This is a genomic window from Pontibacter beigongshangensis (assembly GCF_014332515.1).
Classification (GTDB): domain Bacteria; phylum Bacteroidota; class Bacteroidia; order Cytophagales; family Hymenobacteraceae; genus Pontibacter; species Pontibacter beigongshangensis.
Genome location: NZ_VFSD01000006.1, coordinates 134,901 through 160,601, shown reverse-complemented (window position 1 = coordinate 160,601; position 25,701 = coordinate 134,901). Strand labels below are relative to the sequence as shown.

21 protein-coding genes and 1 tRNA gene are annotated in these 25,701 nt (G+C 51.0%); 6 read left to right on the top strand and 16 right to left on the bottom strand.

Annotated features, from left to right (window positions below):
- Positions 1-43 precede the first annotated feature (43 nt).
- Positions 44-523, bottom strand: coding sequence for a GNAT family N-acetyltransferase (locus FJM74_RS07460; RefSeq protein WP_187261963.1), 480 nt, complete (start codon positions 521-523; stop codon positions 44-46).
- Between the two features lie 219 nt (positions 524-742).
- Between FJM74_RS07460 and FJM74_RS07455 the strand changes: the two genes are divergently transcribed.
- A complete protein-coding gene (locus tag FJM74_RS07455) occupies positions 743-2,104 on the top strand; it encodes a leucine-rich repeat-containing protein kinase family protein (protein WP_187261962.1) in 1,362 nt (453 codons plus the stop codon).
- Positions 2,105-2,290: 186 nt separating this feature from the next.
- On the opposite strand, the gene FJM74_RS07450 is transcribed toward FJM74_RS07455, so the two are convergent.
- The 3 genes from FJM74_RS07450 to FJM74_RS07440 form a co-directional block, all read right to left on the bottom strand.
- Entirely contained in the window at positions 2,291-3,352 is a 1,062-nt protein-coding gene (locus tag FJM74_RS07450) for a calcium:proton antiporter (RefSeq protein WP_187261961.1), read from the bottom strand.
- A 261-nt stretch (positions 3,353-3,613) separates the two neighbouring features.
- Positions 3,614-3,695 (bottom strand) — tRNA-Leu (locus FJM74_RS07445).
- Between the two features lie 119 nt (positions 3,696-3,814).
- A complete protein-coding gene (locus FJM74_RS07440) occupies positions 3,815-6,085 on the bottom strand; it encodes a TonB-dependent receptor (protein WP_187261960.1) in 2,271 nt (756 codons plus the stop codon).
- A 352-nt stretch (positions 6,086-6,437) separates the two neighbouring features.
- Here FJM74_RS07440 and FJM74_RS07435 point away from each other — a divergent pair, with 352 nt between their 5' ends.
- Both FJM74_RS07435 and FJM74_RS07430 read left to right on the top strand, forming a co-directional pair.
- Positions 6,438-7,199: an ABC transporter ATP-binding protein gene (locus tag FJM74_RS07435; protein ID WP_187261959.1), complete on the top strand. Its 762-nt coding sequence runs from the start codon at positions 6,438-6,440 to the stop codon at positions 7,197-7,199.
- Positions 7,200-7,365: 166 nt separating this feature from the next.
- Entirely contained in the window at positions 7,366-8,727 is a 1,362-nt protein-coding gene (locus FJM74_RS07430; protein ID WP_187261958.1) for a hypothetical protein, read from the top strand.
- A 142-nt stretch (positions 8,728-8,869) separates the two neighbouring features.
- On the opposite strand, the gene FJM74_RS07425 is transcribed toward FJM74_RS07430, so the two are convergent.
- Together FJM74_RS07425 and FJM74_RS07420 are read right to left on the bottom strand one after the other, a co-directional pair.
- Entirely contained in the window at positions 8,870-9,040 is a 171-nt protein-coding gene (locus FJM74_RS07425) for a hypothetical protein (protein ID WP_187261957.1), read from the bottom strand.
- A gap of 6 nt (positions 9,041-9,046) precedes the next feature.
- Positions 9,047-9,241: a hypothetical protein gene (locus FJM74_RS07420; RefSeq protein WP_187261956.1), complete on the bottom strand. Its 195-nt coding sequence runs from the start codon at positions 9,239-9,241 to the stop codon at positions 9,047-9,049.
- A 629-nt stretch (positions 9,242-9,870) separates the two neighbouring features.
- Here FJM74_RS07420 and FJM74_RS07415 point away from each other — a divergent pair.
- Together FJM74_RS07415 and FJM74_RS07410 are read left to right on the top strand one after the other, a co-directional pair.
- On the top strand, positions 9,871-12,087 hold the full coding sequence (locus FJM74_RS07415; protein ID WP_241738985.1) for a DUF7133 domain-containing protein: 2,217 nt from the start codon (positions 9,871-9,873) through the stop codon (positions 12,085-12,087).
- Between the two features lie 179 nt (positions 12,088-12,266).
- Positions 12,267-12,833 carry an NADPH-dependent FMN reductase gene (locus FJM74_RS07410; RefSeq protein WP_187261954.1) on the top strand — a complete coding sequence of 189 codons (567 nt, stop codon included), beginning with the start codon at positions 12,267-12,269 and terminating at the stop codon, positions 12,831-12,833.
- 196 nt (positions 12,834-13,029) lie between these two features.
- Here FJM74_RS07410 and FJM74_RS07405 read toward each other — a convergent pair whose 3' ends face one another.
- The 7 genes from FJM74_RS07405 to FJM74_RS07375 all read right to left on the bottom strand — a co-directional run bounded on the left by FJM74_RS07405 (position 13,030) and on the right by FJM74_RS07375 (position 19,675).
- Entirely contained in the window at positions 13,030-13,584 is a 555-nt protein-coding gene (locus FJM74_RS07405) for a class I SAM-dependent methyltransferase (RefSeq protein ID WP_187261953.1), read from the bottom strand.
- A gap of 238 nt (positions 13,585-13,822) precedes the next feature.
- Positions 13,823-15,226, bottom strand: a complete 1,404-nt coding sequence (locus tag FJM74_RS07400) for an APC family permease (RefSeq protein WP_187261952.1) — start codon at positions 15,224-15,226, stop codon at positions 13,823-13,825.
- A gap of 304 nt (positions 15,227-15,530) precedes the next feature.
- Positions 15,531-15,770: a hypothetical protein gene (locus FJM74_RS07395; RefSeq protein ID WP_187261951.1), complete on the bottom strand. Its 240-nt coding sequence runs from the start codon at positions 15,768-15,770 to the stop codon at positions 15,531-15,533.
- Positions 15,771-16,319: 549 nt separating this feature from the next.
- On the bottom strand, positions 16,320-17,228 hold the full coding sequence (locus FJM74_RS22355; protein ID WP_187261950.1) for a DUF5996 family protein: 909 nt from the start codon (positions 17,226-17,228) through the stop codon (positions 16,320-16,322).
- 103 nt (positions 17,229-17,331) lie between these two features.
- A complete protein-coding gene (locus tag FJM74_RS07385; RefSeq protein WP_187261949.1) occupies positions 17,332-17,961 on the bottom strand; it encodes an alpha/beta hydrolase in 630 nt (209 codons plus the stop codon).
- 103 nt (positions 17,962-18,064) lie between these two features.
- Positions 18,065-19,000, bottom strand: coding sequence for a ring-cleaving dioxygenase (locus tag FJM74_RS07380; protein ID WP_187261948.1), 936 nt, complete (start codon positions 18,998-19,000; stop codon positions 18,065-18,067).
- 138 nt (positions 19,001-19,138) lie between these two features.
- Entirely contained in the window at positions 19,139-19,675 is a 537-nt protein-coding gene (locus tag FJM74_RS07375; protein ID WP_187261947.1) for a YceI family protein, read from the bottom strand.
- Between the two features lie 207 nt (positions 19,676-19,882).
- Here FJM74_RS07375 and FJM74_RS07370 point away from each other — a divergent pair, with 207 nt between their 5' ends.
- Positions 19,883-20,062: a hypothetical protein gene (locus FJM74_RS07370; RefSeq protein ID WP_187261946.1), complete on the top strand. Its 180-nt coding sequence runs from the start codon at positions 19,883-19,885 to the stop codon at positions 20,060-20,062.
- Between the two features lie 212 nt (positions 20,063-20,274).
- On the opposite strand, the gene FJM74_RS07365 is transcribed toward FJM74_RS07370, so the two are convergent.
- The 3 genes from FJM74_RS07365 to FJM74_RS07355 form a co-directional block, all read right to left on the bottom strand.
- On the bottom strand, positions 20,275-20,892 hold the full coding sequence (locus FJM74_RS07365) for a trimeric intracellular cation channel family protein (RefSeq protein WP_187261945.1): 618 nt from the start codon (positions 20,890-20,892) through the stop codon (positions 20,275-20,277).
- 269 nt (positions 20,893-21,161) lie between these two features.
- Positions 21,162-21,803 carry a phosphoribosyltransferase gene (locus FJM74_RS07360; RefSeq protein ID WP_187261944.1) on the bottom strand — a complete coding sequence of 214 codons (642 nt, stop codon included), beginning with the start codon at positions 21,801-21,803 and terminating at the stop codon, positions 21,162-21,164.
- A 228-nt stretch (positions 21,804-22,031) separates the two neighbouring features.
- Complete coding sequence (locus tag FJM74_RS07355; protein ID WP_187261943.1) at positions 22,032-25,430, bottom strand: DEAD/DEAH box helicase; 3,399 nt, start codon at positions 25,428-25,430, stop codon at positions 22,032-22,034.
- Between the last annotated feature and the right edge of the window lie 271 nt (positions 25,431-25,701).

The following is a 25,701-nucleotide window of genomic DNA, read 5'->3' as shown; positions in this document are numbered from 1 at the left end:
TTTAACCGTAATTTTTTAGAGGGAAATGCTTTTTAGCATAAAATCAGCTATCAAAAATGGCCGCCGCCTCTGAAGGCTCCAGTTTCTTTTCGAAGCAGACACTGTTCTCAACTTCGGCATATTGTCCGTAATTAGGAATAAGCCGGTAACCGCTCTTTTGGTACAGTCCGATCGCTTCCGGTTGCTTTTTGCCAGTTTCTAACGCACACCTATTGTAAGACAATTCGCAGGCCCACTTTTCCAGTTCAGCCAGGATTTGGGAGGCAAACCCCTTCTTTCTGGAGTCGGGCGCAACGTACATTCGTTTAACTTCCATGGTGCCAGGCTCCAGCTCCTTCATGGCGCCACAACCAACAGGTTCCTCCCCATTGTACGCCACTACTACATAGTTTAGTTTATCTATTTTATTGAATTGCGCATAAAAAGGATGGTCGTCTCCGTCTCTTCTGGCAAGGTCCGCGTCGAGCAATTGTACAAGAGATATAAAATCCGGGTTTCTGGAATCGGTTCTCTGCAGGTTCATTGTTTATTGGAGGCTTTTGTTGTCTAAACCCAGGTAGCTGGCACGATTAAATTAAAAAGAAAATAACGGAATAAGTACGGTTGCATGGTTTTACCTGCGGGCATGCTTACTTTTATGGTTTAAATCAAACCCGGAAGATCAGAAACTGGCAATCAGACGGATCTATTGATAAACCGACTGCCACTATGCTTCCCCTTCCTGTTAACTTTTCAAAGCGCCATGCATACCCTGGAACAACTTAAATCCGGACAACTCAAAGGTATAAAAAGATTAAAAATAGCAAGCGGCTTAACAGATTTTCCTGCCGAAATCCTTGAGCTGGCCGATTCGTTAGAGATCCTCGATTTAACAGGAAACCATTTAATACAACTGCCAGATGACCTTGTTAAACTGAAGAAGCTGCGAATTGCCTTTTTCTCAGAAAACGACTTCGACCACTTCCCTCCCGTGCTTGCGCAGTGCCCCCACCTGGAGATGATTGGTTTTAAGGCCAACAGAATTTCTTTTATAGCCGAAGATGCCATTCCGGCACAGGTGCGTTGGCTTATCTTAACCAATAACCAGATCGAGTACCTGCCCAAGTCTATCGGCAAGTGCCACAGGTTGCAGAAATGCATGCTGGCAGGAAATAAACTGACAGAACTCCCCACCGAAATGGCTGCATGCCGCAACTTGCAGCTGCTCCGGATCTCTGCCAACCAACTAGAAACGCTTCCACGCTGGCTGTTCTCGCTTCCGCATTTATCGTGGCTCGCCTTTTCCGGCAACCCCTGCTGCCCGTTGCAGCAAACGGATAATACGCTCCAGGAACTAGATTGGGCAGACTTTGAGCTTGACACGCGGTTAGGTGAGGGTGCCTCTGGCGTAATTTACAAAGCTCACTGGCGGCATGCTGATGTGGACAAAAATGCAGCACAGGTTGCCATAAAAATTTTCAAGGGAGAAGTGACCAGCGATGGATCACCGGCTGATGAACTGAATGCCTGTATTGCAGCAGGCACTCACCCGAATTTTGTGCAGGTTCTCGGGAAGATTTGCAACCATCCGGAGCAAAAACAGGGGCTGGTCCTGAACTTAATTCCGCCTTCGTTTAAGAATTTAGGCGGACCTCCAAGTTTCGAAACCTGTACCAGAGATACTTACCCCGGAGGCACCAGTTTCTCCCTGACAGCAGCTCTAGCCATTGCAGCAGGGGTTGCCGCTGCCGCAGCACATCTGCATACGCAGAATGTAATGCACGGCGACCTGTACGCACACAATGTATTAATAAATGAGCAGGCCTACCCAATACTAGGCGATTTTGGAGCTGCCACAAGCTACGGCAACTCAATCACAGCTTGGGCACCTGCCCTGGAGCGCATCGAGGTTAGAGCCTTTGGCTACCTGCTCGATGATCTTCTCACCCACCTGGCTCCTGCAGATACAGACCAAGCTACCTGCCTCGCACTCGTACAGCTAAAAGAAGCATGCCTGCAGGAGGACGTTCTGCAACGGCCCGGCTTTAGGCAAATTGCTGAAAAGCTGGAACAGGCTGCAAAAATGCACCGGCAAGCTACCGCGGTAACTGACGGCTACCAGTAGCCGATAATGCTAGTTGTGCCAGCAGGCGCGGTCGCAAAAAAGCTCCGGAGGGGCTATTTCATTCAAATAATCAACAACACCCTTTGCGGAGCCGCCGTTCCTGTATCCAACAGGCTGATGGTCGTGCTCTCACTGTTCGTGCCGTATCCTGCCCCTTATAGCGCCAGGGGCCGTTTTTAGGGAACCTCAGGGAAAAATAAGCAGGAAAATAAAGGCGAACAAGTTTACTAAAAGTACCACCCCATACACAATATTCGTCTTACCGCTGTTGAGCGAGAGCATGACCGTGAACACGGATAGCCCCAGCAGGATAATGGACTTAATGTCGAGGCCCAGAATAATTTTCATGTCATAGATGATGCAGACGATCGCCACACTTGGGATGGTTAAGCCGATACTGGCCAGCGCAGAACCCAACGACAAGTTCAGGCTGGTCTGAAGCCTGTTCTTCTGCGCCGCATTTATGGCTGCCACACCTTCCGGCAACAGAATTATCGCTGCTATGATAACACCCACCAATTCCTTCGGGAGGTTATTGTTTGCAATTATGGTTTCAATGGTTGGGGAGAGCGTTTTTGCCAGGAGCACCACAATGCCCAGACTGATCAGCAGAAAAACCAGACTTGTCAGAAACACCCATTTGCTGATTTCAATACTTTCCTCACTGTCTCCTGTGGTAAGAAAGTATTGCCTGTGCCTTTTGGTCTGGGCAAATAAAAAGAAAGAGTAAATAACCAGGCAGGCTATAGAGGCAAAAACTAGTTGAGGCGTTGAGTAATAAGATCCTACAACGCTCTTGGTAAAGGTGGGAAACACCAAGGTAAAAACTACAATGGAGATCAGCGAAACCAGGGCGATGGTGACGGAAGGTTTGGAAAAATTCTGCTCATGGTGCTTCAGGCCCCCAATAAGCAGGCACAGCCCTACAATTCCGTTCAGGATAAGCATCGTGGCCGAATACACGGTATCTCTGGCCAGCGAAACAGCCTCCTGCCCATCCGACATCATAAGCGAAATAATGATGGAGACCTCAATTACCGTTATCGAAACCGCCAGGATAATGGTGCCATACGGTTCTCCAACCTTGAACGCAATAATTTCAGAATGATGAACAGCCGACATCACACTCAGGATCAGGAGAGCGCTTGCTATAAATTTAAAGATATCGTTGCCTGGGATCAGTCCTGAGAAGAACAGCACCCAGGCCAGAACCGGGAAAATCAGTGTCCATTGAAGTAGGACCCGCATTTTTTTGACTTGTAATAGCAGCATAATGTACTTAAGGGTTTACTAACATTAGAAAAATGGCTTCTGCGGTAGCGCAGCAGTTGCATAGCCTCCGGAGGGCCGTTTTGATTAGAATAATTAATTCATTTCTCCTTCTTGCTCAACATTTTGTATCTCCCTGGCGGGCACAAAAAAGAGAATGCTGCACTTTTCAGAAAGGGGGACCTGATAAAACAGAAACCCCCGGCCTGCCTGAAAAGCAAGTCGGGGGTTATGAAGAAGTGCGCGCGGGGAGATTCGAACTCCCACACCCGAAGGCACCACCCCCTCAAGATGGCGTGTCTACCAGTTTCACCACGTGCGCAGGTAAATAGTGGGGCAAAAGTAGAAAGCAGTTGGCACATTTGCAACAGCTAATGCATTATCTGCACAAAATATTTCTGCTGCCATTAAATTAATTCCTCCTACACCAGCAGTTGCCGCTTACTTTTTAGTTTCCGCCAGCGTGTACCGCAATCCAATAAAGGTGCGTCGGCCCTGCAGGGGCGCATAATTGTACTCAGTGTCGAAAGAGTAATTGTTAGGATTGTTCACCTCCACCTGCTTATCGAAGGGGTCGAAGGGGCGCATGAGCGGGTGCCGTGGCATAAAGTCGAAGATGTTCTTTACGCCCCCGTACAGTTCCAGTCCTTTGCCAAAGCTTTTGGTGAGCTGCACATGCTGCAGCGTAAACCACGGCGACTTCTCTGGCCTAAAATCATTTTCCTGCACCGGCAGGTGCATCGGGCTGCTGAAGGTGCCGGTATAATCGAGCAGCAACCTGGCTGCCGGAAAGTTATACGAGGCTGTAAACGTGCCCGACAAGGCAGGCGCATGCAGCTGCGGCACTTTTATGTCTTGCTGTTTGCCCTCGGGCTGCTGCACCTGGTACACTTCCATCAGGGTTAGGCCCGCATGCACCCGCAAAGGTGCCGTAAGCGCCATCTCGGCATTTAAGGCCACTCCCCTCGACACGGCATGGCCGCTCAGGTTGTCGTAGATGATCTGATAGTTGTTGGTCAGGAAGTCGGCCACGATCTTGTTGGTGAAGTAGGTGTAGAAGGCGCTTCCCTCCAGGTTCAGGTAACCCTGTGCCAGGTTCAGGAAGTGCTGGTAGTTCAGGGTGGCGTTATAAGACTCCTCCGGCTTCAGCTCATTCCGGATCACTACCTCACGGGCACCGGTTAAAGCGGCATGATCTTCGGTAAACAGGTTCACGACACGGTAGCCTTTGCCCAGGCTCATCCGGAAAACATGATCGTCGTTTGGTGCCCACTTCAGGTTGAGGCGAGGTGTTAAAATGCTGCCATGCTCCGTATTATAGTCGTAGCGCAGCCCGGCCAGTAAGGTGGTGGCAGCAGAGAGCTTTAGCTCGTCCTGTACAAAAACGCCTGGCAGCCGCGTGGTAACTGGTTCGTTCTGCCCCCCCTGCGGCCTCTGCTGCTCGGTGGCGGGCGTGTTGTCGTCGTAGTAGGTGTGGCGGTAGGTGGCGCCGGCCACCAGGTGGTGACGCTGGTTCAGCTCCTTGTTCCAGACCAGTTGCCCAAACAGCACCCGCTGCTGCCCGATGTAGGAGGTGTTGCCGTAGGCGGAGTTCTGGTGGTGGTCGTTGTAGGAGTAGCTCAGCATCAGGTGCTCCTGCACCGGCAGTTGGTACGTCCCGATCAGTTCGTAGCGCCTCGTATACACCGACTCGCCGTAGATGCTGTCGCCTCCTCTGTAGGTCGGTGCCCACTGTCGTTCTCCGCCAAAGCGGTCTTCGTAGTAATATCGTGCCGCGAGCGAGGCAAGCCTGTTGTCTTTTCTTTGGAAAGCCCATTTGTTAAAGAGTGATATCCGGTGCTGCAGCGGCACATCCGTAAAGTTGTCGTGGTTCACGTCTCGCCGGTTCTGGAAGCGGTAGTAGTTGGTGCTTAGCAGTGTGGAGGCCTTGCCCCAGCGGCGGCTCAGGCCCACATCCGCATTCAGCTCCCGGTGGCTGGTAAAGAATACATCGGCCGAAGCAAGGGGCGCTTTAGCCGGGCTTTTAGTGATTACGTTTATCAGCCCTGCCATGGCCTCAGAACCATACAGCGTAGAGGCTGGCCCCTTCACCACCTCCACCCGCTCGATCATGCTGTTGGGTATGCCGCTCAGGCCATACACCGTAGAGAGGGCACTCACAAGTGGCATACCATCTATCAGCACCATGGTGTAGGCGCCTTCCATACCGTTTATATGAATGTCGCCGGTGCCACACACGTTGCAGTTGATCTGCGGCTGCACTCCGTTTACCTGTGCCAGCGCTTCAAACAGGGCCGGCGTCGGGTTTTTCTGGAAATATTTGGAGGTGTAAACCTCCACCGGCACCGGCGATTCCAGCGAGAATGTCTCGCGCATAGTGCCTGTCACCACCACCTCGCGCAGCCTGGCCGCCTGCTGTCGCAGCGTAGCCTCCACCCACGCCGTCTGTTCTGGCATAACGGTCACGGCGGCATCGTAAGGGGCAAAGCCTACAGCACGTACCTGCAGTCTGTAGCTTCCGGCTGGCACCTGCCTCAGCTCAAAATTACCCTCGGCATCAGAAGTGGCACCTAAAACTGTTCCCTCCAGCCCGATGCTCGCAAACGACGCCGGGGCACCAGTTCCTGTCACTTTACCGCGGATAGCGCCCGTCTGAGCAATACCCGACATCGCCGATAGCCACACCAGGATAAGCGTAAATGTGTTTCTCATAGTTATATGATCTATCTAAATTTATTTCGAAACCAAATTTAAATATTTTTTTAGATAAACCTAAATTTAAATTATCTACAACTCTAACATTTTCATTTTACCGGATTAGTAAATATATTTATCTAGGAATGAGTAAATTGGAATTTACTGGTTACTGAATAGAACCTTATTGGGTGAGAAGGTTGTTGTTCTTGAGTAAGTCGAAAGAAATGTGGTGGGCAACAGGTGCAGCATTTTTTCGTTGTGACTATAACCATTTACCTTGCAGGACTTTCCGGGGCTTCTTCTTATTTTTAGCTCCCAGCGGCCGTTAAGTAAATGGCAAATTTCTTTTAGCCAAATCATAAAATATATGAGCATCGAAATCAGAGGGTTGTCTAAAGCGTTTGGAAAGAAACAGGTGTTACAGGCGCTTGACCTCACGATAGAACAAGGGCATTGCTATTGCCTTTTAGGAAAAAATGGCGTAGGCAAAAGCACGTTTCTGAACTCCATTCTGGACTTAATTAAGCCAGACGCAGGCAGCATCAGCCTGTTCGGCAAAAATTATACGCAGGATAACCTGGCAGTGAAGCAGGATCTGGGCGCCCTTTGTGAAGACAACCCCCTGATTGAAGAATTTACCGGGCTGGAATACCTGAACTTTGTGGCCAAACTCTACAAGCTGCCACAGGAGGAGGCGGATCGGCGCATCAGCAGCCTGACCGATTACTTTTTTTCTGAAACGGAGTCGCTGCAGAAAAACATTGCCGGCTACTCTACCGGCATGAAAAAGAAGGTGGGCATTGTGGCCGCTATCCTGCACAAGCCGCGCGTGCTGATACTCGACGAGCCCTTTACGGGGCTGGACCCGATAGCGGCGCAGTTGCTGGTAAAACTTATCCGCAGCTACAGCACCCCCAACAGAGTGGTGCTCATCTCGTCGCATGACCTGAACTATGTGGAGCGGGTGGCTACGCATATTGGCGTGCTCAACGACGGGCACCTGATGTACAACGGCTCTATTCAGGAGTTTACCATGAACGGCGAGAGCCTGATAGACCAGGCGCTGTTTCAGCTGCTCCTTCCCCACCACCACACCAACGATGCCGACATCGACTGGATGCTCACTTAAGTTATAAAGTCATGGAGGTGTAAGTTAGAGAGTTAATGTTTAGGAGTTTGAAGAAGAGCATAAGCAACCGCTCATCTTCACCAAATACTAACATACCTTTTTCCCTTACCCCCCTCTCACGAACAGACTTTCTTACTAACACCTCTCTAACTTTCTAACTCAGAAAATGGATTTGATCATATATTCCTGCCAGGCCCGCTTAAACAGCTACTTTCGTCAGCAACGGACGCAGCGTGCGCTGCTTCTGGCGGTGGGCGTCGTGCTGTCGGGCTTTTATAGCTGGGTATTTACGTTTCTGCTCCAAAAAGCGCACGAAGGCGGCATTAACCCAAGTGTAGACAAGGTGCTGAGCTATGCCAACCTTGCCCTGATAGCCATTACCATCATGCGGGGCTTTTTTCCGGCCTATATTCCGAAAGCAGATTTTATCAGCCGGATTTTCCCGGTTAGGCCGCTGCAGCGCTTCTGGACAGAACTGGTGGTGGAGATGGTGTCGCCGTTTTATTTTGTGCTGCTCAACTTCGTGATCATCCTGTTCCTGATGTCGCCGGACTATAGCTTCACGCATTTCCTGCAAAGCATCCTGGTTATTTTTGCCGCTCACCTTACCCGCAGGTCGCTCCAGATATTTATCGAGCGCAAAATAAAGTGGCTTAGCAGGCTGTTTGTTTCTTCGGCGGTGATGGCAGGTGCTTTTGTGGCCCTGCAAGTAAAAGCGCCCATGTTTGAGCCCGCTGATCCGGCCATGATGCTGGTGGTGCACCTGGCAGCTGTAGCGGCTTTTCTGGTTTCTAACTACCTGCTGGAGCAGGCGGCCTTCGAGCCCAAACGAAGAGTGGTGAACTATAGCCACAACGCCCGCCGCAGCCTGAGCTGGCGCCTGTTCAACAATCACAAAATGGCCAGGCAACTGCTGCTCTTCGGACTCGGTTTTAAATTGCTGATGCTGGGGGCGGATGCCACTGTATTTATGGCCAAAGGCCTGCACATGTTCGACAAGAACCTGTCGCTGTGGCTGTTTGTGGGGCCGCTGGTGATCTATACGTACGTGTTCAACAACGTGTGGGGCTTTTATAAGAACCTGTGGCTCACCACCGAGCGCACCACCAGCGACTTTAAAGCTTTTCTGAAGATCAGTCTGATGCCACTCCGCCTGCCCCTGCTCATAGACGCGGCCTTCGTGGTAGCCTATGTCCTGTTCTTTAACCAGGAGCAGTCTACCTTTATTTTGCTGATGTATGCGGCCTCCGTGCTGGTGCTCACGCCTATTGGCATCATCGCCTCTTTTACCAGCCCCAAAACCGTGAAAGGCGGCATCCTGAGTTTCAGTGCCAAGACCTCTTACCTGTACAGTGTGCTGGCGGTAATCCTGATCGGGCTGCTCTTCCTGCCCCTGCTGCACCCGATCCTGTACCTGGTGTACCCGGTGGTAATCGGCATGTCGCTGTTTGCGATGGTAGCCGTGATCCGGGAATACCCCAGGTATAAATACAAGCTCTTTGAGACGCTGTACAAGACAGAAGCTTAATTGAATGAGTGATTTTTGAAGGGGGGAGCGGAAGAGTGATTGAGTGACCTATTCATCACAAATGAATTATTTGAATCATAACCGCCCTCCGGAGGGTTTGCTGCTTTTGCTGCTCTTTAGGCACTAGATAAAACAGCTCCAGTCATTCTTTTTCAAAATACCAACTCTTCACATTTCCCGTGCAACCCAGCTTTTTAACGGACAAAGCAACATCATAGCAGAAGCCTACTCCGATAGCAAGGAGGCCATAATAGAGAAAGTCCGGATAGCAAAAGCCATTGCTGCGAGTAGCAATGGCTTTTAAAGCAGTCATACCGGTCTATTTTCGGTTTACCATAAAGCCGTAGATCACAAGGCCTGCCGCAGCGGCAAAGGCCACATACTGCTTTTGCTGGTTAGAGAGCGACCGGAAGGTATCCAGACCATATTTACCCGGATTTTTAGCAATTTCCAGGATTTCAGAAGGGTTTTGGAGCAGGCTAGATAGCGGCTTGATTTTTTTCTTGTTGTCCATTTGTGTTTAGTTAGTGTTTCGTGAATGTTTGGCTGCCGGAATGTTAGCCTGGCATATATTGCACTTTCCACATTTACCTGAGAACAGCAGACAAGCTTTATTCCGGCCAGCAACTGCAGTACTTCCTTCCATACGAAACAGCAGATAGAGAAGGTTATCTTTTAGCCGCCTGAAAAATCAACCTTGCAAAGCAGGGATGCAGAAGAAATGCCTGAGACACAAAACGCAGGCAGGGTCTTTTGCCTGCCCGCATCTAAATACCCTCATCATCATCACATATCAAATTATTCCAATGAAAACAGCCCTCCGGAGGCAATACTGCTGTCAGCTGTGGCACCTTACAGTTCATAGAAAATGACTGCCCCGCCATATTATTTTCCTGACAAACTGCCCTAAGTCCGGAAAATCACTTATTTTAGCCCCTAACGCTTGTTAGAGCTTTTAGGCTTCCGCCAGGTAGGCGGCAGCTTTAAAAAGGTTGATGAGGGACTGGCTATTTAACGCTTGGCATGAAACGCATTATCGCTGTATTGTTATTTTCAATTTCCGTCTTATTATTATGGCAGGGCTGCCAGCCTGAGAACCGGTCCACAAGCGAAGGAACAGAAGCAGCCACTCCGCCTGCCCCCATGGAGCCCGATTCCCTGGCGATCCGCCAGATGTATGCTTCGTCGCCGGTGCTTTCTCCTGCTGCTTCTATGGAAAAGATGCACCTGGAAGATGGCTTCAGAGTAGAGCTTGCCGCTGCAGAGCCGCTGGTGATCGCCCCTGTTGCCATGACCTTCGACGAGCGCGGCCGCATGTGGGTAGTGGAAATGATGAACTACATGCCCGACACAGCCGGCACCGGCGAGGACCTGCCAACCGGCAAGGTCGTGATACTGGAAGACCTGAACGGCGACGGCCTCTACGATAACCGCAAAGTTTTTCTGGATTCGCTGGTGCTCCCCCGCGCCCTTTGCCTGATAGAGGATGGCCTGCTGGTGGCGGAGCCGCCCAACCTGTGGTTTGTGGAGATCCGCAACGACCGCCCCGGCAAAAAGACGCTCGTAGACAACAAATTCTCCTCGGGCGGTAATGTGGAGCACGAGCCCAACGGCCTGCTGCGCGCCCTCGACAACTGGATCTACAATGCCAAATCGAGCACCAGGTACAGAAAGAAAGGCAGCGAGTGGCTTGTGGAAGACACCCACTTCAGGGGCCAGTGGGGCATTGCCCAGGACGACTATGGCCGTCTCTTCTACAACAACAACTCCCAGAACCTGCTCGGCGACTATCTGGCTCCGGGCTTTGGACCCGCCAACCGCAACCAGCGCAGCATGGCAGGCTACAACGAAAATATAGTGCCAGACAACCGCGTGTACCCTGCCCGCCCGACCACCGGCGTTAACCGGGGCTACATGGAGGGGATCCTGGATGAGGGGCTGCGCCTGGTAAACGTGACGGCTGCCTGCGGCCCGACCCTGTACCGTGGGGAGCTGTTTGGCAAGGAGTACTACCAGAACGCCTTTGTGGCAGAGCCTGCCGCCAACCTGATCAAAAGGAACATTATCTGGCAACAGGGCTTTGAGGTGCTGGGAGAGCAGGCATATGCCGGGCGGGAATTCCTGGCAAGCGAAGACGAACGCTTCAGGCCGGTTAATCTCTACAGTGGCCCCGACGGCGCCTTGTATGTACTGGATATGTACAGGGGCATTATCCAACACAAACACTTTTTAACAGACTACCTGGCCCACGAAATTACGAACCGGGGGCTGCAACAGCCTTTGTCCTGCGGCCGCATTTACAGGATTGTGCCGAAGGGAAAAAAAGCGATGCCGGTGGTGCTGCCTCAAGTTCCCGGACAGCTGGTGCTCCTGCTGCAGCACCCCAATGGCTGGGTGCGCGACAAGGCCCAACAACTGCTCATCGACAAAGAACAGACACAAGCCATACCCGCCTTACGCCAGCTGCTGCAACAGCAGGACCAGCCCCTGGCCCGCCTGCACGCCCTCTGGACGCTGGAAGGGCTGGGAGCCTTGCGTACAGCCGACGTACTACCCCTACTCCGGCACCTTGACTGGCCTGTGCGCATGCAGGCGCTGGCTGTGCTGCCATCTGTGATGACAAAAGCTAGCTACCGCAACTATTTGCCCGCCCTGGAGCAACTGGTGCAGCAACAGGATACGCTGGCGGCTCCTTACATCGCCCTCCTTGCCCGCTCTGTCCGCCCGTTCAGCAAGGCAACGGCAGATCGATGGTTAGAGGTCCTGATGAAACAGCACCCCGATAACAACCTGGTGGCCGATGCCGTGATCAGCAATCTGCAGGGGCGTGAAGAACTTTTCTACAAAAAAGTGCAGGCGCTTCATCCTGATACCAGCCTGGCCATGCAAGTGCAGTTTAAGAAGGTGCTACAAGCCATTGCTAATGCTAAAACAAGAAGAAACCAGGAACTGCTCGCCCGGGAGTTCCCGCGCGGAGCTGCCTTGTACACCACCATCTGCCAGTCCTGCCACGGTGCCGACGGCGGCGGTATGAAAGCGCTGGCACCACCTCTCAATAACTCAGAGTGGGTGGTCGGGCCGAAAAGCAGGCTTTTACCTATTATACTCTATGGCTTAACGGGCCCCATTTTGGTAAACAACAAACTGTACCAGGCCCCAGAAATAAATGGAGACATGCCGGGCGTAGCGCAAAACAGCGAGCTCAGCGATGCGGACCTGGCAGAACTTACCAGCTATATCCGAAGGTCGTGGAACAACCAGGCGGACCGTGTAACAACAGAAGAGATCAGGAAAACACGCGAAAAGTATAAAGACCGGCAAGAGGCTTTTACCATGGAAGAGTTAAATGCGCTGCCGTAGTTGGAGTAGCAGCGCCTCCGGAGGCCTCATTTCATTAGCATAATTGCCTTTCAGTAACCTGCCTTGCTGCTGAAGGAACAGGCTCTGCCAAATTACGAACAGGTTTGCGCAGCCTCCGGACATATAACTCTGCCAAACAGGAACCGTACCATCTATCTCAACACCAACCCTAGCTCTATATGCCGCACATTGCCATCATTTCTTCCAGTGTACGAACTGGTCGTAACACACACCGCGTAGCCCTGTTCTTTCAAAAATATATTACCGAAAACAACCTCGCCACCGTTGAGCTGCTTGATCTGAAGGAGTACAACTTCCCGATATTTGAGGAACGACTCCAACACCTACAGGAGCCAACAGAGCAGGTGTTGGATTTCGCTGCCAGCATAAAGAAGGCAGACGGTGTTATCATTGCCACACCCGAGTATAATGGCGGCTACCCGGCCAGCCTCAAAAATGTGGTAGACCTGCTCTACCAAGAGTGGTACCGGAAGCCGATCGGGCTGGTTACTGTATCGGATGGACAGTTTGGCGGCACACAGGTAATGGCCTCCCTCCAATTTACCCTCTGGAAAATACGGGCCTGGGTGGTACCGGCCAAATTCCCGGTTTCAAAAGTGCAGGAGAACTACGCCATAGACGGTACCCCGACCGATAGAGCCAACACCGAAAAGCATGCAGCTATTTTTATGGAGGAGATGCGGTGGTGCATCGATGCCAAAGGCAAGATGGATAACGACTCCTGAGCATAAGTAAGGCAGTAGGATCTTATAAACCAAAACAGCGCTGCCTGGTACAATGAAGTACCAGGCAGCGCTGTTTTCTTATCTCTAACCGGGCTTTTATGTATCCTGGTGATTCATGACAGAGGCCACCACGTGATATAACTTCTTCTGATAAACGACTCTCATATCCTGTGTCCTGTTAGTTGTGTCCTTTTTATTATTTCTTCTGGGGTACTGTCCAGAGGTAAATGGTGGCTCCGTCTACATTCACGGTCTGCTCCGGCTTCCAATCGCCCATCTCAAAGGCGTGCGACACGATGCGGGTTCCTGGCTTTAACTGCTCCAAAAGCTGCGGGCGCAATTTCAGGTTAATGTCGGGCAGCAGGTAAAGCGTCACGACAGAGGCTTTGCTAAAGTCCATATCAAACAAGTTGCCTTCCACGAAATTAACTTTGCCGGTTACATTAGCCTTGCGTGCGTTTTCGTTTGCCTCTTTTATGCGCTCAGGATCAATGTCTACCCCCGTGCCGGTTGCGCCGTGCTTTTTGGCCGCTGTGATCACTATTCGGCCATCGCCGCAACCCAAGTCATACAACACATCATTTTTAGAAACTTTCGCTAATTCGAGCATCGCATCTACTACTACCTGGCGTGTAGGCACATACGGAACATCCAGTACAGGGCGGCTGGCCGTAGTAGTCTGGGCCTGCACAAAAGATACGGCAACAATTGCAAAGAGCAAAGTGCACAGTGTATTTTTGAAAATTCTCATTTTTGTAGCGTTAAGTTTTTACCAATAATATAGTCAGAATTCAATTTAATAATTAAGCTATAGCATCATATTATGAATATGGCACAGCGCAACAGGTTAGGCTGCAACCTGCTACCTGCATCCTGGATCTTTTCCTTCTAACGGCACCTCTACAATAAATCATATTACTACGAATGGCGCTAAATTTCAGTTATACAATTAGCTGAAATTCCTGTATTTTTTTTCAGGGGGCCACCAGCTAAACAAGATTTCCCGGCTGCCGGTGCAGCCACTTCTCTAAGGTAGGCAGTGCCATCAGCAGTAGCACGCCCACCAGCAGTACTCCTACCCCTACCAGGGCGCCAAGTCCGGTATAGGCCAGGCTGGAGTAAAGCAGGTAGGCGCTCGTCAGGCAAAAGACCAGGGGGGTTAGCGGGTAGAGCGGCACCGGGAAGGGTCGCTCCCGCTGAGGCTCCTTTCGGCGCAGGACGAACAGCGCCACCCCCACCAGCAGCAGGAAAAACCAGAACACAGGCGCGGTGTACTCCACAATTGTTTCGAAGCCATTGCGGGTAAACAGTGCCAGCCCGATAAGTGTAAGCGAAATGGCTCCTTGCACCAAAAAAGCATTAACGGGCGAGGAGGTGCGGGCATTCCATTTGCCCAGCGCACCGAAGACCGGAAAATCTTTGCCTAAGGCATAATTTGTGCGGGCTCCGGTAAAAATGGTGGCGTTAACAGACGTAAGTGCCGCCACAGCCACTATAATCCCGATCAGCACAAGCCCACCCTCTCCAAAGGTTACCAGCATCAGATCGCCTGCTACGGCACTCGATTGCGCCATGCCCTCCAGGCCCAGCGCACGGAGCATAGACAGGTTAATGAGCAGGTAAATCGCCGTAATAATAAAGATGCTCAGGATCAGTGCTTTGGCCATGCCTTTACGACCGGAGCGCAACTCTGCAGAAATATAGGCGGCCTCGTTCCAGCCACCAAACGTAAGCAGCACAAACACCATGGCTAACCCAAGGGAGTTTCCGCTTGCCGATGCCTCAGGAGCCACAGCAGCGCCGGTAGCCGGGTCAGGGGCAAAAAACAGACCTGCCACTACAATGAGCAGAATCCCGATAATTTCCAGGACAATCAATAGTTTCTGAGTGGCCGCCCCCGACTTAACGCCGATAATATTGATGCCCGTGAGCACCACCACCACCAGGGCCGCATAAACCACCGACGAAAACTGGCCGAAGCTGTAGATCTGGGCTACATAATCGCCGATAATAAAAGCCAGCAAGGCAATAGAACCCGTCTGGATAATGCTCATGCGGGCCCAGGCAAAAAGAAAGGACACCCGCTTACCGAATGCCCTTGTCAGAAAATGATAATCGCCGCCCGTGTGTGGATAGGTGGTGGTAAGCTCGGCATAGCAAAGTGCTCCTATTAGCGACACTACACCACCCAACACCCAGGCCAGCAGAAACATGCCGCTCCCCTCCACATTGGCAGCCACCAGCGAGGGAGTCCGGAAAATGCCTGCCCCTACCACGATGCCCACAATCATCGAAATGGCGTCGGTCATGCCCAGGGCAGGTTTGGGCTCTGCCTGCCGGATCGCCTCGTTTTTCTTCACGTCTCTGTTCGGGAAGCCTGATTCTCTATACATAAGCTCGTGTTTGGAAGTGGGCTATAGGTACGTTTTTTTTTATAAGATGTTGACCAAAAAGAAGATACCCTCGCTGCGTTATCAGGAAATGGTGCCAGGTGCACTACCCGGCAGGCATGCAAATGGCAGCAAAAGCTGGAGCCGGAAAGTCCGCCTGGCTGGCGCCCAAAGGCACAACTGTTGCTGCAGTTCATGGCAAGGATAAAACACACATCTCCCTGTGCGACTGCCTGCTCTGATAAAAAAACCAGAAGCAGTCGCACAGGGAGATGTGTGTTTTACTATATTCTTTACTGTTTAGGCTTTATACCCAACGTTTACGTTCGGAAAAATGATTGCAGCCAAACATGGCTCCTGTAATCATCTCGAACTGTTTCGGCTTGTTGTCGGTGCCCGATACTTCGTGCACCAGTGGCAGCACATACTCCGGATCCATGGCATGTTGCCCGGTTAACTCGTCACAAACACCAAAGTCCTTGCTTTGAATCTCTACCTTATTGGGGTCTTGCTCCCAGTGGGTGCAATGATTGCAGGTCGCTTCCATAACGTTTTTTTAAATGAGACATTTGTTACAGTGAAGTATACCGCCAATCTGCCGAAATGGATGTAGGCATGACCTGCTTTTTGATTAATTGAATTAGGCACTTAGTTAATAGCCAATAGTGCCTTCTTTAAAAAATTACCAAACTACTGGTTTTGAGGACCACCCTCAATGTGTATATTGGTTTAACACTGGCTCTGAGATTTTATGTTAAATATTTGATTTATAGCTATTTGAATCTTATTAAACAAGTGCCTAATTCAATTGATTAATTTAGAATCAGGCCAAATAAACAGGACCCTCCGCTGCGGCACGACCCCACAGGCAATTATTCTAATGAAAACAGCCCTCCGGAGCCTGTTTAGACTTAAGACTTTTCTAAAGTTAAGAGTTGAGATTTTAATAATATTTCGCTGGTCATCCTCAAAGTCTTAATCAACCATTCAACAACCAACCACCAAATTATTCTAATCAAAACAGGCCTTCAGATGGAAAAACGTCTGCTGCCTGTGCAGGGTTTGGTGCACTCAATAAATCAGGATGCATTAAACATCAGCTACTTACCTCTAAGGCCTTCCTCTCCCACTGCGCCAGGTTGGCGGCCGCCTCATAGGTGCTGCCCAGGAACTCCAGGAGCATGCCGGCCGGGTTCTCCGCCTGCTGCACGGCCTCGTAGGGCAATATGAACTCCCTCATTTCCTGGTGGTAGTAGGCTTGTGCCGGGCGCACGGCGGCCTCTTTATACCCTTCCGGTTCAGGGTAGATGTAGGCATAAAAGGCGGCAAATGGCACCGCCTCGTTTCCGGGCCAGAATCCGCAGCTGCTCACCTCATGCGAGTAGGCCTCCTGGGTTACCCAGTCGGGCAGGTTCGGAACCCCACCCGGGTGCCTGGGCGCCTCCCGACCCGAAAAGCGTGACACAGCCAGGTCAAAACTTCCCCAGAAAAAATGAACCGGACTGCTCTTGCCTCTGAACTTTGCCCGGAACTGTTGCAGCACGCCCTGCGTCAGCAGCAGGGCCTTATGCAGCCGGGCAGCGTGGTCCGGATTATAGGTGGCATGCAGATGATCCTTATGAAATGGAATAGGGTTCTCGAGCTCGTTTGGAACCGGGTTCAGCTTCACCTGGATATCGCAGTCAGCCAGGGCCTTTATTATTTTTTCGTAGCAACTGGCCACCGATAGCTTTTCCAGGTCGAAGGAGCGTGTTTGCCCGGCGCTGGTCCTGAGCTGTAGCTGGTGCTGCAAAAAGTCGAAATCAATCTGGAAATGCTTGTCGCCGTCTGCTATGTCGGCTGTAGAAAGTCCGGTGGGGGTTACCAGGAGCGTTACGTGCCAGGAATGATTTACCCAAGGCATTTTAGCGAGCTTAATCTTCCCAACGATCTGGGTTAAGAGGTGCAGTGTCTGGTAGGTGTCCTTAGCATCTGCATAAGAAAGCGTGGGCCATTCGTTTTTCATGATTAGTACATTAAAAGTTTAAACAGGTCGCTTTTCCTCAGCTTTCATGCGCTCTCCTCATGAACCCGGCCTGCACCTTTAGGTAGGTAAGTACAGCCTTTTTCTAACGGGCTCCTGAAAGGATCTCTTTTGCCAGATCCAGTTCTTCCTGCAGGATAGTATGCGGTCTGCCTTTGTAGATCTTTTTAGTAACTACAGCCCCCATCTCCTCCAGAATCCGCACTGATTCGTTTACCCGGCTAACGGGAACATGGGGGTCCGGGTCGCCGGTGGTGATTAATACAGGAGTTCCCTCAAAGCTGCCTTTGTAGTTGTCTGTATGTATCTTTTCGCCTATCAGGCCACCCGTAAAAAGCAGCAGGCCCCCAAATCGCTGCGCCTGCCTGGCCGCAAATTCTGCGCTAAGGCAGGCCCCCTGCGAAAAGCCGAGCAGGAAAATATGCTCGCTCTTTATGCCGGCCGCCTTTATGCGTTGCACCGTCTCATCGAGCAGCGCCAGCGCCGAGTCAAGCGCTGGCTGGTTCTGACTCACCGGGGCCATAAAGCTATACGGATACCAGCTATGGTTGGTAGCCTGTGGGGCCAAAAGAGAGAAGTCGGCCACATCCAGGTTCTGACGCAGCGTCAGGATGCTCTCGGCTGTAGCCCCCCGGCCATGCACCAGTACCATGGCCTTGCCGGTTTCTTCTAGTGGCCTGCCATACGTTTTAATGTTTATTTCGTGTGTGTACATGCTAGAGTAAATGAGGTTCCGGTAAATTCCTGGATAGAACCAGAAGCAGAAACTGTATTAAAAAGTGCCAGGTGCTCCCCGACCTATTCTCACCTGATCGGGTCTAATCCAGCTTTGGCAGTACCGCTTCAATATTGGCCCGCCTTGATTCGTACTGCGGAGGCAACAGCAGGCTCGACCCCAACTGGTCGAAAGGCTCATCGATGCCGAAACCGGGGTTATCGGTGGCTATTTCGAAGAGCACGCCGCCCGGCTCTCTGAAGTAGAGGGAGTAGAAATAGTTGCGGTCTATTTTTTCGGTGATGTTAAACCCGCTGCCGGCCACTTTTTTCCGGAACTGCATCAGCACCTCCTCATTTTTCACCCGGAAGGCGATATGATGGTTAGTGCCTGCTCCGCCTTCTCCTCTATTTGCGTCAGGCGCCTCTATCAGGTCTATGATAGCGGCATTTTCCACGGCATTGGTTATGTAGCGGTAGCGGTTGCCCTCCTGCTCCTGCAACTGGTACTCAAAAATATCTGTCAGGATAGCAGCGGTGGCTTTGATGTTTCGCAGCGTAAGCGTTACGGCATGGAAACCTCGGATAGCCACCTCAGCAGGAACCTCTTGGGTAGACCAGGGTGTACGACTATCGCCGTTTTTCGGCACCACCAACTCCAGTTGCAGCCCGTCAGGGTCTGTGAAAGGCAGGTATTTCTCCCCAAACTTTTCTGCCGGCTCCCCAGCACTTATCCTGAAATCGTCGAAACGCTTTTTCCAGAAACCGAGGCTTCCTTCTGGCACGGTATAGCTGATGTGCGTGGCCATACCTGCGCCTGCTGTGCCCAGCCGCGCGCCCTCATACGGGAAGAACGTGATAATCGTGCCTGCACTGCCCACCTCATCGCCGTAGTAGAGGTGATAGGTGCCCGGATCATCGAAGTTAACTGTCTTCTTAAGAAGCCGCAGCCCCAGCACGTTGGTATAAAACTCCAGGTTTTGTCTGGCCTTGCCGGCAATTGCCGTAATATGGTGCAGGCCTAAAATTCTGTTTTCCATAATCTATATCTCCTTGGTTGTCAGGTCATATTTAGTAATACGTAAGCCTCACATTCGGTTGAACAACTGACTGCCGTCCAAAAAAAATTAGTGTAGCAGCAGCCGAAAAAACCTCCGCCGCTACTGCTACTACTCTTACTACGCCTGCTTCACCAGCTGTATTTCTGCCTGCAGCTTAATCTCGTCGCTAACCACTACACTGCCAGCCTCCGTTACAGCGTTCCAGGTAAGGCCAAACTCTTTGCGGCTAATCTTGCCTGAAACAGTAAATCCTGCCTTTGTCTGGCCATAGGGGTCTACCACGATGCCGCCAAACTCAACATGCACGATTACTGGTTTGGTAGTGCCTTTAATGGTAAGGTCGCCGTGCAGTTTGTAATTGCTGCCATCTACCTGCTCATACTTGGTTCCGTTGAAGCGGATCTCGCCGTAATTCTCCGCTTCAAAGAAATCGGCTGATTTCAGGTGCGTGTCGCGTTGCTCGTTGTTGGTGCTGATTGAGTTCACATCGGCTGTAAAGACCACATTCTGCGGGTTGCTGAACTGCTCATCTTCTGATTCCGCCTCCACGTCGAATTTCTCAAAATAACCTGTCACTGTTGTGATCATCAGGTGCTTTACTTTAAACTGAACTTCGGAGTGGGTGGGGTCTACTGCCCATTTAACATTTGCCATGATATTTTTCTTTAGGTTATAAAACTAATTTTTTAATCTGATGCACAAATGTATGTACATTTAATGTATATACAAGTATTAAAGCAAAAAGATTCATAATTTTCTTTTTCACCGAGAAAGCACGTTGGAACAGAGGAAAGGAAAGCAGAGGTTATAAAACAAGTACATCAGCACACGCCCCACCTGGCACATGAAGAAATTATTCTAATGAAAATAGACCTCCGGACGCTAGAATGCTTTGCTGCTGCTGCTGTTTCTGCTATCCTGCTGCCATGGAGGATAATGTTTGCAGGGAAGTTTATAAGGAAATTTTATGGAGGAAGGATTTTTGGGGAAGAATTTTGGGAAATGATTGAACAGGTCCCGACCTGCCCGTACGAAGAGTAGTGGTATGATTGGTTTTATTGAATTTGATTTTTTTTAAATATAGACAGCGGCACCACTTACCGGAATTTGCTTCACCTTTTAGACAGCTAATAAAATGTCATGTATCGTGAAACGTGCGTCGTTTTTCTCAGGGTGATGCCCTGTATGATTCCGGAAAGTTAAGTCGCAGGCTGTAGTAGGTGCTGATTTTGAATTTCTGACTTAATTAGTTTCTACACCTGGCGCCCGAATTTTGGCAGGCTCAGGTTGTATTTGATGGCGACCAGCCTGGTGATGATGATGAAGATAACCGCTGCCAGAAAAGTTGTATTGCGTTCAACCCCCAGGTCCATGAGCACCAGGTAAATAATAGCGCCCATCATACAGGCACTGGCATAGATTTCTTTCCGGAAGAGCACCGGAATTTCGTTCGTAAGCATATCGCGCAATACGCCTCCCATTACGGCAGAGAACATCCCCATAATCACGGCCACCTCAGCACTAAAGCCCAAGCTAATGGCCTTTTCGGTTCCTACAATGGTAAAAAGGGCAATGCCAAGCGTATCGAACAGCTGAAAAGTGCGCTTAAGTTTCACTACTACCGGGTAGAAGAGACCGGCACTCACAATGCCTGCCAGAATAATATACAGCAGCCGCACATCCTGCACCCACACCAGCGGGTAACTTCCCAGCAACACATCACGGAGGCTGCCCCCGCCAATCGCAGTTACAAAGCCGATAAAACTGGCCCCGAACCAGTCGTGCTCCTGCCCCTTCTCCCCCACGGCCAGCGCGCCAGACATGGCAAAAACAAATGTTCCCAGAAACTCAAAAATCAGTTGTATACTCATTGTAACTCAGGAATAAGGCACTATGGCGCCCATCTGCTGTAAGGCACAAAAGTATTAAGACTTTTGGTACATCACTAATGGAGATTAAGCGGATAGAATGATTCTTATTACCCTGCAGCCGGCAGAGGTCCTGTTTCCGGGCTCCATGTAAACCATAGCTATGTCGCCAGCCCAAGCTAGCACCTGCAGTTTTCCTCTGCAGTCTGGCGCGGCGGCCCCCTATTGCCTTATCCGACCGGTCAAACCAGGTGGAGGCATATTAAATTTAATCAATAGTCTCCTTCGTCCTGCTCTATGTCGCGGTCTGCCAGCAGCCGGATTACTTCGTCGTGGGTCACTTCAGAGAAATCCTGGTAGAACTGCCCTACTGCCTTAAACTCTGAGGGTGCATAAACGCAAATAATTTCTTCCACAAGTTCCGAGAGCTTATCCAGGACACTGGGAGAGGCGACCGGCACGGCGATAACAATGCTGGCCGGCTCAGCCGCACGAATGAGCTGGGCCGCTGCCATTATGGTGTAGCCGGTGGCAATGCCATCATCCACCAGCAATACAGTCTTGCCTTTCAGGTCGATCGAGTGGCGGGCGCCTTTATAGAGCTCATACCGCTTCTGCAGCTCAGACCGGATGTTTTCGGTCTGTTCAAGATAGTAGTCTTCCGGCAGGTCGATGTCCGGGTTCAGGACCATGCTCTGCAGACTAACGGCGCCTATGGCGTACTCTGGATGCCCGGGGTAGGCAATTTTTTTAATCAGGATGATATCTAGCGGAAAGTGAAGTTCCTGGGCAATAATATGGCCTAATGGCACACCGCCTCTCGGCAGAGCGACTACTACCGAACTTGTGCCCCGGTATTTAGATAAATGCTGTGCCAGCACAAGGCCAGCCTCTTCTCTGCTGCTGAATAACATAGGCCTGCAAGTTGGATAAAACTCTATCTAATCTGTACGAATAAACAAAGGAATTGATGTATCATACTGATACACAAAACCTTATCTAACTCAGGCTTTTCAACTTTCAACTATCTTGTGCTTGTCTAAATTATAAACCTGAAATTCAAAAGTAGAAATAGTGGCAGCTATGCTTTCTGGCTGCTTTACAAGCAGCGAACCTTTCCACAAAATCAGGTTGGCGGAGCACTAACGTGTTACCAGGCTCAGCAGATCCTGCTTTGTGAGCGATTTAAACACTGAGGCATCCGATTTTACCAGGTCCTGCACCAGCTGCTTTTTAGCCTCCTGCAGCTTCATGATTTTCTCTTCGATGGTATTGGGGCAGATCAGGCGCACCGCCACCACATTCTTTTTCTGCCCGATGCGGTAGGTGCGGTCTATGGCCTGGTTCTCCACAGCGGGGTTCCACCAGGGATCCACCAGGTACACATAATCAGCCTCGGTTAAATTGAGGCCAGTGCCACCGGCTTTCAGGCTGACAAGGAAAACACGCACAGCAGGGTTGCCCTGAAACTCCGCTACAGTGGCTGCTCGGTTGCGGGTCTTACCGGTCAGGAACTCATAGGCAATACCCCTGGCTGCCAGCTCCTTTTCAATCAGGTTGAGCATGGAGACGAACTGCGAAAAAACCAGGATTTTGTGCTGCCCTGACTTGCTCTCGATCTGCTCCAGCAGCACCTCCATTTTGGCTGATGTGTTTCCGTAAAAATGCTCGTCAGGGAGCAAGGCCGGAGAATTGCAGATCTGCCGGAGCTTGGTGAGCCCCTGCAGCACCTGCATGCTCGTTTTCGGGAGGTTCTCCTCGCTTTGGTCTGTCAGGAAATCGCGTATCTCTTTTTCGCAGGCATCATACACTTTTCGTTGCTCCTCTCCCATCTCACAGTATAGCACCATTTCTGTTTTATCGGGGAGTTCGGAGGCTACCTGCTGCTTGGTTCTTCGTAACAGGAACGGCCTTATCTTTTGCTGCAGTTCCCGAGCTCTTTGGCTGTCTTTAAATTTATCGATGGGCGCGGAATAGTGCTCCTTGAAATGCTGCTTGCTACCGAGCAAACCGGGACAGGCAAAAGCGAACTGCCCGAACAGATCGAAGGTGTTGTTCTCGACCGGGGTGCCGGTGAGCACAATTCTGTTGCGTGCCTGCAGCAGCCGCACCGCCCTAAACCGCTGCGATTCCGGATTCTTGATGTTTTGCGACTCATCCAGAAAAATGTAGTTAAACCGGTACTGCTTCAGCAAGCGGACATCAGAGAGTAGGGCGCCATAAGAGGTGAGCACGATTTCGTACTGGCTGAATTCGACTGATCCTTTGGCTCTGCCAGCGCCATAAAAGGTGAGCAGCCTCAGGGAGGGCGCAAACTTTTCTATTTCGGCCTGCCAGTTAAAGATGAGCGATGTTGGCACTACTACCAGGTTGGTATTGTGCTGCTGCCTTGCCCGCTGCGACAATATAAAGGCCAGTACCTGCACCGTTTTCCCCAGGCCCATGTCGTCGGCCAGGCAACCGCCAAAGTTAAACTCATCCAGAAAGTTCAGCCAGTTCAGCCCCTGCTTCTGGTACTCCCGCAGCGTGGCGTTCAGCTCCCGGGGCACCTCCACCTCCCGTATGGCTTCGAAGCCGGAGAACCTGGAGCGGTACAAGGCCAGTTGCTCCTTTACCTCCTCTGTCAGCTGCTCCTCCTGGTACAGGTCGGAAATGCCGGAGAAGTTGATTTTAGGAATGCGCAGATGCTCCTCCACGATGTCGCCGGTTTTGAAATAGCCAGCGAATTTCTCCAGCCACTCTTCCGGCAGTATGCCCATGGTTCCGTCGCCTAAGGGCACGTATTTGCTCCTGTTCCGGATGGCTCTGTGCAGGTGTTTCAGCGCCACTCGCTGTTTCCCGTACCGCACCTCAATAGAAGTATCGAACCAGTCTACGCCGCTGGTCACGATAATGGAGATCCTGGCCTTGTTCGGGTTCAGCTTGTTCTTACTGATCTCGTTAAAGCCGAGGATGGTGATATTCTGATTTTGCCACACTTCAAAAGCATTTAAAAACCAATCCTCATCCAGGAAATGTTTTTTGTGCAGCGAGAAGTGGTCGCGGTGCAGCTGCTCCTCAAAGTCGGGGTGCTGCAGCAGCAGGGTGGTGGTTAAATGCAGCTCCTGCTCCACATCACGTTCCACCAGAAAGGCGTTCCCCTGGTCGTCTATGGCGTGCACCTGTTTTTTGGAAAGCACGGGAATTTCTGTGTGGCCATAGCGCAGCACAGGTGTCAGCAGCACATAGTTTTCTGAATCGGAAAGATAGATGATCTTCTCCGGGGCTTTTGTATACCCCTGCTGCTCCAGCTGCCTGGGTGTGGCCGGTTTCAGGTAGGAGTAGGAAATGTGCACCCGGCTTTCGAGCTCGGAAAGAATCTGCTGCCGGAAGGCCTCGAACTTAGACTTGTGCAGCAGCAGCTTGTTGTGGTGCTGTTTAAAGAACCCGATGATGCGCAGAAAGTGAGGGTTATCGACCAGGTGCAGCCTGCCCTGCAGCAGCACAAAAAAATCGTAGCGGAGTTGCAGCTTCTCCAGATTGTAGGTGTTACCCTCCAGTTCCAGCTGCCCCGTCACCTCATAAAAGCTTTCCTTAACCTTCACGGCCAGGCGGAGATTGACAGGCTGGTTTGTGAGCCGCACCGGCACCACAGAGGCCGCCGTAATGTTTGCTGAGGCGCTCAGGTTGTGGCAGAAGAAATCGAGCTGGAGCGGGTTCCGAACAATGGCCTTAAGCGCCTCGAGGTCTGAGGCGGGCTTGCCGGTGGTGTAGTTTTTATGAAATTTGGAAATTCCTGTGTAAAATTTCAACTCCTCGCTTTTGTCGGTGCCCCAGATCAGATCCAGCGGGTCGACGGGTTTCAGCGGATTTTTAACTTTCCCGTCGCGGGTGAGATGAGCCTCGAAGAGCTCCACGCAGAGGTGGCTGTAGTACCGGTGTTCGCTCAGGACAGCTACCATGCGCGTGCTTTCCTTTTGCCCGACTTCAGGCCCCTGACTTTGCTGCTTTGGCAGTAAGCGCTCTTTCAGATAGGCCTCGTTCAGCTTATCAGAAGATAGCAACTCCTTGAGCCGGGGCTTTACCTGGAGCGTCCGGCCGGCATATTCCAGTTCAAAGAAATCGCTCAGGTTGGCTTCCTTTTCGAGTCCGTAGCTGAGCGCTGCCTGCCTGAATTTCTGCTCGCGCAGGTCCTCATCAAAAAACACCCGGATCTCGTTCCGGCTCATGATGAGCAGGAGTACCTGTGCCTGGTGCTCGCACAGTTTCCTTTTCGGAGTTCTGCAGCCGCAGGTAAAGACCAGCGCCCTCTCCTGCCGGCTCACTTCTACCATCGGGAAATAGACGGTGCTGGAGGGGCTGGTAAAGGAGCCGAAATTCACCTCGATAAACTGCGGATGGATACCGGCTACATCTCTGGCATCTGTCGAAACCGGCTCCAGGCTGTGATGCAGCAGGTAGGTGCTGCTAAGGCTCGCAAATGAAAAATCCTCCAGCACATACACAAACGGATGCTCCTTCTCCTGTTGCTCCTGCTCTAAATCCGGCTGCTTCTCTGACATGTGTACTTAATGTGCTAATGAGTTAATGTGCTGATGTGCTAATTCTTCAATTTGGAGATATTTCAATTTGAAGGTCTGTCAATTTGAAAATTTAAAGATAAATTCCATCTCTCGCTGTACCTAGTTTCCGACTACGCACAGCTAAATTTATTCAATATAGGCACAGTAAAGATCATTCTGCACATTCTTTAATTCTGTAAATTCTGATTCTGACAAAAACAGTCTTTCCTCTCAAATCTAATATCGAAAAGGAGCAGCAGGAGCAGCAGAC

Coding starts and splice junctions, on each gene's coding strand:
- FJM74_RS07460 (WP_187261963.1), bottom strand. CDS start 523: ATGAACCTGCAGAGAACCGATTCCAGAAACCCGGATTTTATATCTCTT.
- FJM74_RS07455 (WP_187261962.1), top strand. CDS start 743: ATGCATACCCTGGAACAACTTAAATCCGGACAACTCAAAGGTATAAAA.
- FJM74_RS07450 (WP_187261961.1), bottom strand. CDS start 3,352: ATGCGGGTCCTACTTCAATGGACACTGATTTTCCCGGTTCTGGCCTGG.
- FJM74_RS07440 (WP_187261960.1), bottom strand. CDS start 6,085: ATGAGAAACACATTTACGCTTATCCTGGTGTGGCTATCGGCGATGTCG.
- FJM74_RS07435 (WP_187261959.1), top strand. CDS start 6,438: ATGAGCATCGAAATCAGAGGGTTGTCTAAAGCGTTTGGAAAGAAACAG.
- FJM74_RS07430 (WP_187261958.1), top strand. CDS start 7,366: ATGGATTTGATCATATATTCCTGCCAGGCCCGCTTAAACAGCTACTTT.
- FJM74_RS07425 (WP_187261957.1), bottom strand. CDS start 9,040: ATGACTGCTTTAAAAGCCATTGCTACTCGCAGCAATGGCTTTTGCTAT.
- FJM74_RS07420 (WP_187261956.1), bottom strand. CDS start 9,241: ATGGACAACAAGAAAAAAATCAAGCCGCTATCTAGCCTGCTCCAAAAC.
- FJM74_RS07415 (WP_241738985.1), top strand. CDS start 9,871: ATGGAGCCCGATTCCCTGGCGATCCGCCAGATGTATGCTTCGTCGCCG.
- FJM74_RS07410 (WP_187261954.1), top strand. CDS start 12,267: ATGCCGCACATTGCCATCATTTCTTCCAGTGTACGAACTGGTCGTAAC.
- FJM74_RS07405 (WP_187261953.1), bottom strand. CDS start 13,584: ATGAGAATTTTCAAAAATACACTGTGCACTTTGCTCTTTGCAATTGTT.
- FJM74_RS07400 (WP_187261952.1), bottom strand. CDS start 15,226: ATGTATAGAGAATCAGGCTTCCCGAACAGAGACGTGAAGAAAAACGAG.
- FJM74_RS07395 (WP_187261951.1), bottom strand. CDS start 15,770: ATGGAAGCGACCTGCAATCATTGCACCCACTGGGAGCAAGACCCCAAT.
- FJM74_RS22355 (WP_187261950.1), bottom strand. CDS start 17,228: ATGAAAAACGAATGGCCCACGCTTTCTTATGCAGATGCTAAGGACACC.
- FJM74_RS07385 (WP_187261949.1), bottom strand. CDS start 17,961: ATGTACACACACGAAATAAACATTAAAACGTATGGCAGGCCACTAGAA.
- FJM74_RS07380 (WP_187261948.1), bottom strand. CDS start 19,000: ATGGAAAACAGAATTTTAGGCCTGCACCATATTACGGCAATTGCCGGC.
- FJM74_RS07375 (WP_187261947.1), bottom strand. CDS start 19,675: ATGGCAAATGTTAAATGGGCAGTAGACCCCACCCACTCCGAAGTTCAG.
- FJM74_RS07370 (WP_187261946.1), top strand. CDS start 19,883: ATGAAAATAGACCTCCGGACGCTAGAATGCTTTGCTGCTGCTGCTGTT.
- FJM74_RS07365 (WP_187261945.1), bottom strand. CDS start 20,892: ATGAGTATACAACTGATTTTTGAGTTTCTGGGAACATTTGTTTTTGCC.
- FJM74_RS07360 (WP_187261944.1), bottom strand. CDS start 21,803: ATGTTATTCAGCAGCAGAGAAGAGGCTGGCCTTGTGCTGGCACAGCAT.
- FJM74_RS07355 (WP_187261943.1), bottom strand. CDS start 25,430: ATGTCAGAGAAGCAGCCGGATTTAGAGCAGGAGCAACAGGAGAAGGAG.